8 protein-coding genes and 2 pseudogenes are annotated in these 11,184 nt (G+C 63.1%); 3 read left to right on the forward strand and 7 right to left on the reverse strand.

The window, feature by feature from the left end; genetic code table 11:
- A pseudogene (locus C446_RS00135) lies at positions 1–972 on the forward strand (transposase); the annotation flags it as partial.
- Between the two features lie 659 nt (positions 973–1,631).
- Here the strand turns inward: C446_RS00135 and C446_RS00140 are convergent.
- From C446_RS00140 to C446_RS00150, 3 genes and pseudogenes are all read right to left on the reverse strand, one after another.
- Positions 1,632–2,057: pseudogene (locus tag C446_RS00140) on the reverse strand (iron transporter); the annotation flags it as partial.
- A 194-nt stretch (positions 2,058–2,251) separates the two neighbouring features.
- Positions 2,252–3,943, reverse strand: a complete 1,692-nt coding sequence (ggt, locus tag C446_RS00145) for a gamma-glutamyltransferase (protein WP_006671004.1) — start codon at positions 3,941–3,943, stop codon at positions 2,252–2,254.
- A gap of 79 nt (positions 3,944–4,022) precedes the next feature.
- Positions 4,023–4,541 (reverse strand): DUF5830 family protein, encoded by a 519-nt coding sequence (locus C446_RS00150; RefSeq protein ID WP_006671005.1) that lies wholly within the window; start codon positions 4,539–4,541, stop codon positions 4,023–4,025.
- A gap of 185 nt (positions 4,542–4,726) precedes the next feature.
- On the opposite strand from C446_RS00150, the gene C446_RS00155 reads away from it, so the two are divergent.
- Positions 4,727–5,563: a TVP38/TMEM64 family protein gene (locus C446_RS00155; protein WP_006671006.1), complete on the forward strand. Its 837-nt coding sequence runs from the start codon at positions 4,727–4,729 to the stop codon at positions 5,561–5,563.
- 40 nt (positions 5,564–5,603) lie between these two features.
- Here C446_RS00155 and C446_RS00160 read toward each other — a convergent pair whose 3' ends face one another.
- From C446_RS00160 to C446_RS00170, 4 genes are all read right to left on the reverse strand, one after another.
- Positions 5,604–6,248, reverse strand: a complete 645-nt coding sequence (locus C446_RS00160) for a hypothetical protein (protein ID WP_006671007.1) — start codon at positions 6,246–6,248, stop codon at positions 5,604–5,606.
- Between the two features lies 1 nt (position 6,249).
- Entirely contained in the window at positions 6,250–6,960 is a 711-nt protein-coding gene (locus C446_RS00165) for an RAD55 family ATPase (protein ID WP_006671008.1), read from the reverse strand.
- 149 nt (positions 6,961–7,109) lie between these two features.
- On the reverse strand, positions 7,110–7,244 hold the full coding sequence (locus C446_RS20180) for an HVO_2523 family zinc finger protein (RefSeq protein WP_006671009.1): 135 nt from the start codon (positions 7,242–7,244) through the stop codon (positions 7,110–7,112).
- A gap of 241 nt (positions 7,245–7,485) precedes the next feature.
- Complete coding sequence (locus C446_RS00170; RefSeq protein WP_006671010.1) at positions 7,486–10,602, reverse strand: adenosylcobalamin-dependent ribonucleoside-diphosphate reductase; 3,117 nt, start codon at positions 10,600–10,602, stop codon at positions 7,486–7,488.
- A gap of 397 nt (positions 10,603–10,999) precedes the next feature.
- Here C446_RS00170 and C446_RS00175 point away from each other — a divergent pair, with 397 nt between their 5' ends.
- Positions 11,000–11,182, forward strand: a complete 183-nt coding sequence (locus tag C446_RS00175; protein ID WP_006671011.1) for a hypothetical protein — start codon at positions 11,000–11,002, stop codon at positions 11,180–11,182.
- The last annotated feature ends 2 nt before the right edge of the window (positions 11,183–11,184 follow it).

Consider the following 11,184-nt stretch of genomic DNA (forward strand, 5'->3'; position numbering starts at 1 on the left):
CCTTCCAGCTGGAGACAAACGCGCTCTCAACAAGTTCCTCACCGAGTACGACTGGGACGAACAGCAATTTAACCACGAACGCCTCGAAAAACTCCAAAAACACGGCGAAACACGTTGGTCGAAGGATGGGTACATCATCCTCGACGACACGATCACCGAGAAAGCCGGGGACGAAGTCCCCGGCGTCGGACACTTCTATGATCACGCCGAAGGTGACACTGTCTGGGGCCAAGCCCTCATCTACGCCTTCTACGCCGACGACAAAACTGCCTACCCACTCACTTTCCGCCTCTACGAAAAACAAGACGAAGATGACCAAAACCACGACACCAAGTACGATCTCGCCCGTGAGATCGTCACCGAACTCGAAGACGAGGTAGGGGTCCCGGCGGACACCTACCTCTTCGACTCGTGGTTCGCTCACGATTCTGCCCTCGTCGAACACATCGAATCCTACGGCAACGACTGGATCGGCCCGTTCCGGAGCAACCGACAGGTAACCTACGCCGGCGAAGAGATCAGCGTCGATGCGCTGGCAGAGCGCATCGACACCGTCGAGCGTGATGTTGAGGACGAGACCTACCACATCTGGACAAAGAAGCTTCCCGTCTCCCAACTGGGNTCCGCTCCTACGGAATGCGATGGCGCATCGAGACGTTCTTCGAGGACTCGAAGCAGGATCTCGGCCTAGGAGACTGCGAGATGCAGACTGACGAAGGTGCCAGTCGGCACTGGCCCCTTCTGATGGCTGCCTACAGTCTCGTTCGTCTTGATCCCGAATCGAGCGCCTTGGGGACGGTTCGCTCGAAAGCGTCATCGCTTCGAGCGAACCTCGAACATTCCCTGAAGGAAGCCGTTTACAACCTGCTCTCGTGGGTTCGAGACAACGATGATCGTGACGTCGATGACCTTATGCAAGAGATCGACCACCTTTTCGTTCACTCAACAGCCGACGCTAACGTTCAAAGCTGAGTAACTCCAAGACGTTGTGAATCGTTTCAGGTAACTACGACTGCGTACTGACCTGTCCCAGGATTATGCCTGAAAGATTCTCCCGGAAGCAGAACGGCGGTTCACACTTTTCCTCCACGGTCGCTCAGACTTGATCGTATCTCGAGTGGACCGACTGTCTCTTCGTCCTCGTGTCCATCATCCGGCCCATTCTCAAGAAGGTCGTCACTGGCCCCGGGCTTCGTAGTTCAACCTCTGCTTCGGTCGTAGCCGCGAGCTCATTGACCTGCTCGAGTATCTCACGCTCTCGGTCTGGAACTGATCGCGATGGTCGTCGGCGAAGGTGTACCGAGAGCACCGCTGCTCCCAGGCCCCGTCGAAGTTCGCTGCATGCCAGACCGCTTGTCGACCTTGTTCCCACGACCGCGAACATGCCGACCTCAATCTCGAGTTGGCCCCTACTCGTCTTCGAATCCCCAGCGCTCGAGTTCTTCGGCGACGATCTCGGGCTGGCGCATCGCCACAACATAGGCTGGCTCTCGGACATTGGTCTTCGAGACGCTGGCTCCGAGCTCGTCTTCGACCGCGTCGACGAGATTTTCCTCAACATCCTGGACGAGTTCTCGCAGATAGAACTGGACCATGTCCGAGCCCTGCTTGACGTTCGATTGCGTGTCGACGACCAGCAGGGTGATCATCAGGTTCTCGACGTTGTCGTAGTTCAGGAGCCCGACCGCGATCGCACCGAGTGTCGCGAGGACGGCGATCGGTTGCCAGCCGACGACGCCGCCGGTCATGAACGACACGCCGGCACCGACGGCGGCCGCGAGCCCGACGGCTATCGGTTGGCCGAGTTTCCGACGGACGAAGACCATCAACGGGGTGCCGTGAATGCCGAGCCGCGCACTCATGTCCTGGGCCATGAACCCGAGCAGCGCGGCACCTGCGGCTGCCCACAGCAGGGTATACCCGTGCAGGACGCCGGCCTGGCTGACGATGAACACCGAACCCGAGCCGAAGTAGCTCGCAACCATCACGAACGCGAGACCGTACCTGTGTGCGAAATCGAGCACGGTGTCGTCGACGGTGGCACGAATCGTACTCATCGATCGAAGAACACGCCAGTTGTAACTGGAGCAACTCGAGTAGGATTGCGCCCGCCATGGCAAGCAGCAATCGTTTCGCCATGGGGCGAGCCAGCTGCGACACTCTGGGGACTGGCGACTCGAAACGGCCCCATCGCCGTTCGATCTCGAAAAGTAGGGAAAGCAGCCGGCTCGGCCGGGCCGCTATCTGCCACTCAGAACCCGATCGCGACGCCGTCCTTTCGCGGCTCCGTCGCACCGGCCAGGGTGTCACCGCGTCGGCGGACGAGCTGAGCGCCGCCGAACATCACGGGCGGGAGAACGCCGACGTCGTGTCCTTTCCGGGCGAGTTTCGTCTTCGCCGGAAGCCGTTCTTCGACGCCGATCGTCCCGTCCTCGCGGTAGCGCCAGCGCGGAGCATCCAGCGCCGCCTGCGGGCTCATGCCGTAGTCGACCAGGTTCGAGACGACCTGGAGATGGCCCTGGGGCTGCATGTAGCCGCCCATGACGCCGAAAGCCATCCAGTCGTCTTCGTCGAGCTTCGCGACTGCCGGCACGAGGGTGTGGAACGGCCGCTTGCGGGGCTCGAGGCTGTTGGGATGGTCGGGGTCGAGCGAGAACGACGCCCCGCGGTTCTGCAGGGCGATACCCGTCTCCCCGGCGACGAGCCCGCTGCCGAAGCCGGCGAACCGGGAGTTGATGTAGGAGACGAGGTTTCCTTCCTCGTCGCCGACGGTCAGCAAGACAGTGTCGGCGTCCTCCGCGTTTGCGTTCGGGACGCCGACCTGCGGGTCCGAGATGGGCGAGTCGCCGATCGCCTGGGCGCGTTCCCTGGCGTACTCTTTCGACGCGAGGGGTGGAATCTCCTCGAACTCGGGGTCGGTGACGTAGTGGTGGCCGTCGACGAACGCGAGCTTCATCGCCTCGGCGAAAGCGTGTATCCGCTCGGCAGAGTCGTAGTCGTGCTCGCCCGCGCCGATCTCCTCGGCGATGTTCAGTGCCTCGAGTGCGAGCAATCCCTGGTTGTTCGGTGGGAGTTCGTAGAGTTCGGTCCCGTTGTAGGTCGTGCTGACGGGGTCGACGAACTCGGGTTCGAACGCAGCCAGGTCCTCGTGGGTCATGAACCCGCCGGCGGACTGGATCTCGTCGACGATCGCGTCGGCGATCTCGCCCTCGTAGACGACATCGGCTCCCTGTTCGGCGATCTTCCGGAGCGACTCGCCGAGTTCGGGCAGTGTGACGGTCTCGCCAGGGTCAGGACTCTCGCCGTCGAAGAGGTACGCCTCGCGGGCGTGCGCGTCGGTGAACAGCTCCTCCGCGCCGGTCCAGTGGCTGGCGATGACTTCCGAGACGGGGTACCCCTCCGTCGCGTAGTGGATCGCGGGCTCGAGCACGTCCGAGAGGGATTTTCGACCGAGGTCCTCGACAGTCGTCTCCCAGCCGCGGGCGGTTCCGGGTACGGTGACCGCGTGGGGACCGAGGAACGGCATCTCGAGGTCGTCGGTATCGTCGTCGCTGTCGACGGCGTAGCCGCGGGACTCGGGGTAGTACGACTCGAGTTCGTCTTCGTCGGCCTCCTCGAGCGCCCCGCGAACGGTCTCGATGGTAGCGTCGGCGGGCGCGTGCCCGCAGGAGCGCATCGCGCCAACCTCGCCGTCGGCGGTGCGATAGAGGGCAAAGACATCACCGCCCAGCCCGGTAGACGTGGGCTCGACGACGTTGAGCGCGGCTGCAGTGGCGACGGCGGCGTCGAAGGCGTTGCCGCCGTCGCGCAGCACCGAGAGACCGGCCTCGGCGGCCAACGGTTGGCTCGTGGCGACCATGCCCCGGTTGCCGTAGGCCGTCGAGCGTCTGGAGTTGTACCGATCGAGATCGACGGAGCCGAAATCGGAGTCGAAGTCGGTCATGCGGTATGCGTGTGAGTGGTGACGACAGTCAAAACTCTGGCGGGTCCGGTAATCGCGTCCCCGAACGCCGACGCCCGACTCACTCTCGGCCCGTGACCTTCCGAATGCACGAGGAACCGAACGGGCCGAGTTCACCCGCCTCGAGGTCGACGAAGTAGCCGGTCGACAGTCCCGAGCCACAGCGTCGGCAGGTGAAGTCGCCTTCTTTGGTGATGACATCCTGATCGAACCGGACGTACTGGCGACTCTTCGGACGGATGATGCCGTCCTCGCGCTCGACGATCCCCCGGAGTTCTGCTTCGTCGAGTATCGTGCGGGTCACCGTCGGATCGCTCGTGATGGTCTCGATACGGTCGACGACCGCCGGAAGCGGGAGCGACTCGTGCTCGAGGCGCTCGAGGAGTGCGAGACCGAGTTCGACACGGTCGTCGGTGTGGCGACGATCGGCATCGGTGGTATCGCCGTCGCTGTCGGCGTTGCCGTCGCCGCCGTTGTCGCCGGTATCGACGTCACTGTTGACGCTACTGCTTCCAACGCCGGCGTCGGAACGTGGTCCCTGTCTACCGTTTGCTCCCGACTCGCTACCCTCTCCGGCCATCGGCCGAGATGTCGGTCCGGAGCGACAATTCTCTTTCGGGCCGGTGCGGGCTGGGACTGCGGGCCGGGGGTGTGGGCTGGGGCTGCGGCCGTTGGCCACCGGCCGGAACTGGCACGCTCGACGAGACCCGACCGTCGCGAGGCACAAAAGATTCGGTACTCGAGCCGAAATCCGGGTTCGAATCGATGGCGTCGTCGTCCCCGTTCCAGCTTCAGCCCCTCCAGTCGGTTCCGACCCGTGCCGCATTCGGTGCGCTCGTGGCCGGTGCGATCGTCCTCACGGGACTCGTGCTCTCCCCCGGGACCATCTTCGGCGCGCTCGAGTCGGTCACTGGCGACCCCTACCGGTTCGCGGTCGTCGTGGCTGCCCTCTATCTCGTGCGACCGGCGTTAGCCTGGCCGACGACACCGCTTGCCGTCGTCGTCGGCTACGGATACGGTGTCGCACTCGGTGTGCCAGTCGCACTTGCAGGGGTCGTCGTCACCGTGATCCCGGTGTTCCTCGCGGTTCGCTGGCTCGCAGACGGTGGGACCGACGGCTCCGTTTCCGCTGTGTCGCCGACCGACCGCGGGGCCGACACCGGCGCTAACGTGGACGGTGACGGCGACAGCGACAACACGGACGCCAGCGACGAGCGATCGTTACTCGATCGAACGGGTGCGGTCGTCGCACGGTACTACGACACGGCGGGACCGATCCGGGGCGTCGCGGCCTCACGGCTCGCTCCGATCCCCTCGGACGTATCGACGGCTGCGGCGGCTGTCAGCGGCGTCCAACTCCGCCACCTCGTCGCCGGGACGATCGCCGGTGAACTCCCGTGGACGATCGCGGCGGTCGTCGTTGGTGCCTCGGCCGCGACGATCACGACTGGCGGGCTCGGTGACCTCGGGCTGGCGCTGTCGGTCGCCTGCGCGCTCGCTGCCGTACTGTTGCTCGCCGGACCCGCTTATCGGGCGCTGAACGGACGAGGATCGGGGGTCGCGGAATCACACTCGAATCGCTCCGCAAAAACGTCCGACTGACGGGGGCTACCGATCGTCGCTCGCTCCGTACGGCTCCGTTTTACTCTCTCGAGTCCGCCGTACTCGAGTCACTCGAGTCGGCTGTCTCGCTCGCGGATTCGTCGCCCTCGCTGTCGTCCGTTTCGTCTTCGGTCCGTCCAGTTTCGTCTTTCTCGTCGCTTTTCGATCCGAACCGTCGCTGGCGATCCCGTCCGGGCGTGTGACCGAACGGGCTCCGATCGCCGTTTCCGCCGTTCCCTCCGGACCGGGAACCGGCACCGCCTCGCCCCGACTCGCCGCGCTCGAGAAAACTCGGTCGACGGACCCGATCCGTGCTGTCGACCTGGTACCGGCCGATATCGATCCCACGAAGCGGCTCTGGAAGTCCCATTGTCTCGTCCAGGTCGACGCCGTCGGGCTGGTCGTCAGGGTCGATCGCGGTCTTCTCCTCGATCAACTCCTCCCAGACGTGCCCGTCGGCCGACGCGGACGACTTCCGGTTGCCCGCTTTCTCCCGTCCTTTCTGGTAGGCGATCTCGACGAAGCTCCGGTCGTAGGCCGTCTCGATCTCGTCGCTGAGACGCTCGAGTTCGCCGGGATACTCCGCACCGAGTTCCTCCGCGACGCCGAGCGCGAACGCCCGCCGGACGATCCGATCGCGGTCGGCGATCGACTCCCAGTCGGTGCCGAACGTACGCTCGTACATGCTACGACTGGATCTTCTCGTTGGGGTTGACACGCAGCCCGCGATCCGTAAACTCCGCTTTCCGGATGTCACAGTCGATCTGGGTGCCACGCATTTTGATAATCTGGACGCCACGAGTCATCCCGCCCGATTCGAGGTAGTTGTGCATGAACACGACGCCGTGTGCGAGGTAGTGGCCGTCCGAGTAGGAGGTCGGATCGGTCATCTCCGAGATCAGCAGGACGGTCGCGTCCGAGCGCTTGAGCTTCGTCAGGAACGTAACGAGCTCGTCGACGTCGTCCGAGAAGTAGTACTCGAGCAGCATCGTCGAGTCGATAACCAGTCGGTCGACGCCTTTCGACTCGACGAACGAGACCAGCTTGTTCGAGAGATTCTCGACGCTGCCTGGCGAGTCCCCCGCGGATCGCGACGACGAGGAGAACAGGCGCTTGGTCTCCGCGTCGAAAACGTCGAGGAACTTCATCTGGCTCGAGGAGATGGCTTGCTCGAAGCCGAACTCGAAGTTCGTCATGTCGGTGACCAGTTCCTCCTTGGACTCGTGCATGCTCAGGTACAGCGCCGTATCACCCTCGAAGACGCCCTTCGTGAGGAACTGCGAACAGAACGTGGTCTTGCCGCTGCCCGGCGGTCCGCTGACGATGTACAGCCGGTCTTCCAGGAGCCCGCCGTCGACTAGCTCGTCGAACCCCGGAACGCCCGTAGGTATTCGCATCGTTGGATGCAGGGTGATTCTGGGCTAAATAGGTTCCGGCGATTGACCGTCACCGGGAGGAATGAGTCGAGCCTCCGGCGTGCGAGTTTTCCTCGTTCCGTTCTCGAGTTTCTCGAGTTCTCGGGTTCCAGTGGCGATCGCCCGATGGCTCACCAGAACGTGTCTGCACAGTCGTAGACGACGCCGTGTTCGGGGCAGACGTACTTGCAGTGGCGTTTGAACAGCGGCCGCTCGCACTGGGGACAGGGACGGCCGCCGACGTCTTCGATCCCGTCGTCAGTCATGTCCGTACGAGGACCAACGGGTCGGTCGTGCTAAGTGTTCGGGTCCGGCCGCGTCTCGTCGGTGCAGGGCTGAGTGTTCGGAATCGACACTCGGGTTCGGGAACCGAGATACCAGAAGTGAGACTCGGGACGTGAGCGCAGCGACTCGAACGCGATAGAACGAAAGAACGGAAAACGAAAGAACAGAAGAACAGAAGATTAGAAGAACAGAAACACCGAGTGACGAAGCCTTACGCTCCCGTCAACACTCACTCCAGCCACAGGACTCGCAGGTCTTGCAGCCTTCGGAGTAGTACAGCGACAGCGATCCACACTCGGGACACTCCGGCGACTCACCGGCGTCGATGAGATCCTGTGTCGCGTCGCCGCCAGTCTCCGCCGTCGCCGCGCCGCCGTCGGTCTGTGGTCCGTCGTAGCCGGGCTCGGCACTTGCGTCGGCCGACTCCTCGAGCGTCTGCTGGGTCGGGTACGGCTTGTCGATCTCGTCTTCGAGATAGCGACGCATCGCGGTACCGATGGCGTCGGGGATCGATTGAATCTGCTCGCCCTTGTCCCAGGCGATCTTCGGGGAGCGGGTCCCACAGAGTTCGTCGACGATCTCCTCGGGGTCGACGCCCGAGCGCAGCGAGGTCGAGATGACCTTCGCTAAGGCCTCAGTGAAGGAGTTCGTGAACCCTCCCGAGTGGCCGATGTTCGCGAACAGTTCGAACGGCTGGCCAGTTTCGGGGTCCTCGTTGATCGTTACGTAGACTTTCCCGTAGCCGGTGTCGATGCGCTGGCTGACTCCCTGCAAGGCGTCCGGCCGATCGCGTTTCTTCGTGAAGTCGACGTGGACCGGCTTCTCGTCGTCTGTCTCGCCGACCACCGAGTCGAGGTCCGTCTCGAGAACGTCCGTGACCTCCTCGCTCTCGAGGAACTCCTCGAGGCCGCCGAATATCTCGTCGATCTGTTCGACGAGCGTCTCCGCGGCTTCGGTCTCGTCGGCGAACTCGGTGTTGTCGGCACGGGTCGTCAGCACCTGCTTCGAACGGGTGCCGTCGCGGTAGTAGGTGACGCCCTTGCCGCCGTGCTTGTAGATGTACTCGAAGACCTCCTTGGCATCCTCGACCGTCGAGTCGTTGGGGGCGTTGACGGTCTTCGAGATGGCGGAGTCGACGCCCTCCTGACAGGCGACCTGGATACCGGCGTGTTCTTTCGCCGAGAGATCGCCGGTCGTGACGAACAGTTCGCCGATGGCGTCCGGAACGGTCGAGAGGCCCTCGACGCCGTTGAACTGGTTTGTGGCCATCTGCTCTTGGGCCTCCTCTTTGACCGCGTCGACATCGATGTCGTTGTCCTCCAGAACACGCAGGAAGTAGTCGTCGAACTCGACTAACATCTCGTCGCCCTGGACGTCGTCGGAGACGTTCTTGTAGTAGGCGACGTTGTAGATCGGCTCACAGCCGCCGGTGGTGTTGCCGACCATACTCGTCGTGCCCGTCGGCGCGATGGTCGTCGTGTTGTGGTTCCGGATCGGGAACCCGTCTTCCCACTCGTCGGCGTCGAGCCCGGTCTGGTGTTCGAACCATTCGCGGTACTCGGTGGGGTTCGCGTACTTGGATTTGCCCCACTCATCGAAGCTCCCACGCTGTTCGGCGAGTTCGTGGGACGTCCACTTCGAGGTATGGTTGATGTGGGTCATCAGCTGGCGTGCGACCTCGTTGGAGGCCTCGCTGCCGTACTCCATCCCGAGCTGGATGTACAGCTGGGCGAGTCCCATGATGCCCAGCCCGATCTTGCGCATCTCCCGGACCTTCTGTTCGATCTTGTCGACCGGGAAATCCGACATGGTGACGACGTTCTCCAAAAAGCGCGTCCCCATCTCGATGCGGTGGTCAAACTCCTCGAAGTCGACGGCCTCTGCGAGGAAGGTGTCGACCGCGTCCTCCAGCGTGTCGTACTCGTCGCCGTGCTCGTCGTACCAGACGCGCCAGTCGGGTGCCTCGAGGTCGGCGAGCGTCGAGAGGTTGATGTGGCCGAGGTTACAGGCCTCGTACTCCTCTAGGGGCTGTTCGCCACAGGGGTTGGTCGCGAGGATACGGTGGTCGGGATGTTTCTCGATGTCGAAGGAGTGTTCCTTGTTGACGCGCTCGAGGTAGATCACGCCGGGTTCGCCGTTCTCGTGAGCGCCCTCGACGATGTCGTCCCAGAGCTCTTCTGCGGGGATCGACAGTTCCTCGCCGACTTCGACGTGCTCGCCGAGGCCGAACATCTCGTACAGTTCCTTGGTCTCCTGGGTCGCGATGTGGGGCTCGCCGGTGCGGGGATTGGTGAACGTAAACTCCTCGCCACTCTCGACGGCGTCCATGAAGTCGTCGGTGATGCCGACGGAGATGTTGAAGTTCGAGAGATGGCCCTCGACGGCGTTTCGCAGGTGCTTGGGGACCCGGCCCTCGTCGTCGATGAGTTCACGGGCCTCCGCTAAGGCGTCCTGGAAGGAGGTGTGCGTGTAGTCGTCGGGGTCGTTGAGCCGCAGCGTCTCTGCCAGCGAGACGTCCTTGTTCTTGGCGTGGATAAACTGGATGACGTCGGGGTGGGAGACGCGCATGACGCCCATCTGTGCGCCCCGTCGCGCGCCACCCTGGGCGATCGTCTCGCACATCTGGTCGTACGTGCGCATGAACGTGATCGGCCCGGAGGCGATGCCGCCGGTCGAGCCGACCGCGTCGCCGTAGGGACGGAGCCGCCAGAAGGCATACCCCATGCCGCCGCCGCTCTGGAAGACCTGTGCGGCCTCCTTGGCGGTCTGGTGGATATCGTCGATGTCGTCCTCTGGGGAGTCGACGAAACACGCCGAAAGCTGCTGGAGTTCGTCGCCGGCGTTCATCAGGGTCGGCGAGTTCGGCATGAAATCCAGGTTTGCCATCATCCCCTGGAACTCCTCGGCGACCGACTCGACGTGTGCCTGCACGTCGTCGGGGAGGTCGGGAACGACGGTCTCGTAGGCGAACTTGTTGACGTTGTAGACGGAAAGTGTCGTTTCGGCGTCGTCGTCGGCAGTGACGCCCGCGCCGAAGACGTCCGCGGCGAGCTCGTCGCGTCGCGGGTGATCGGGCTTGAGCTGATCGGGCGTGACCGTAATCTCGACCCCTTGCTTCTCGGCCTCGTAGACGGCTTCCGCGAGCGCGATGTTCTTCCCGACGCGCTCGAAGAGGTCCTCCTGTTCCTCGATGAGGTCCCCGTCGGCGTTCTTGCGGAGATACCGAGCCGGGAGGATGTTGTGGTAGGCGTTGCTCGTCAACCGATCCTCGAGGGAGTCCCCCTCGGTGCGCTTGATCGGGAGGGTAAGTTCTTCCGCGGAGAGTTCGCTTTCGCTCACGCGTGGCTCACCTCGCTGCTATCCGGTCGGCACGTATCGATTTTGACGACAGTCCGGGTCCTGGCTCTCATCATTCGTGACGAAGGTTCGGTATTCGTGCATTCACCATAAAGCTGTCCTAGCTGTCCCATTTTTATTGGACTAGTACAATGTGTGTTTCAGAGATGTGTCTGTTGGGTCTGATGACAGTCGAGCACGACCGTCGAAACGGTCGTCTCTCCCTCCGTCGGAGGCTACGGCGGCAGAGGCCTTAACGATTTTCAGACCATCCTGAAAGTGAAACGCCGTCTCACGGCGGTATTTGCGCCGCTACCGTTTCAGTCAGACCCACGTTCGTCGTTTCGTGTCTCTCATCACATCCAGAAAGATTACGTCCCTTCGGTACGGGGTGTCCGCTATGCTCGAACCATTTACGGGATCGACGGTCCTCCTCGCGTTGGCCGCGCTCGCCGCCTTCGCGGTCGCCGTCATTGCGATCCGCATCGCGATCAAATTGGCCGTCCGCGTCGGCATCATCGCTGCGATCGTCCTCGCTGCGCTGTACGCGACTGGCACGCTCGAGTTGCTGCCCGGCGTCTAATT

It is taken from the genome of Halobiforma nitratireducens JCM 10879, from assembly GCF_000337895.1.
Taxonomy (GTDB): domain Archaea; phylum Halobacteriota; class Halobacteria; order Halobacteriales; family Natrialbaceae; genus Natronobacterium; species Natronobacterium nitratireducens.

Bases quoted from the DNA above. Each gene is read 5' to 3' on its own strand.
- ggt (WP_006671004.1), bottom strand. From the start codon at position 3,943: ATGACCGACTTCGACTCCGATTTCGGCTCCGTCGATCTCGATCGGTAC.
- C446_RS00150 (WP_006671005.1), bottom strand. From the start codon at position 4,541: ATGGCCGGAGAGGGTAGCGAGTCGGGAGCAAACGGTAGACAGGGACCA.
- C446_RS00155 (WP_006671006.1), top strand. From the start codon at position 4,727: ATGGCGTCGTCGTCCCCGTTCCAGCTTCAGCCCCTCCAGTCGGTTCCG.
- C446_RS00160 (WP_006671007.1), bottom strand. From the start codon at position 6,248: ATGTACGAGCGTACGTTCGGCACCGACTGGGAGTCGATCGCCGACCGC.
- C446_RS00165 (WP_006671008.1), bottom strand. From the start codon at position 6,960: ATGCGAATACCTACGGGCGTTCCGGGGTTCGACGAGCTAGTCGACGGC.
- C446_RS20180 (WP_006671009.1), bottom strand. From the start codon at position 7,244: ATGACTGACGACGGGATCGAAGACGTCGGCGGCCGTCCCTGTCCCCAG.
- C446_RS00175 (WP_006671011.1), top strand. From the start codon at position 11,000: ATGCTCGAACCATTTACGGGATCGACGGTCCTCCTCGCGTTGGCCGCG.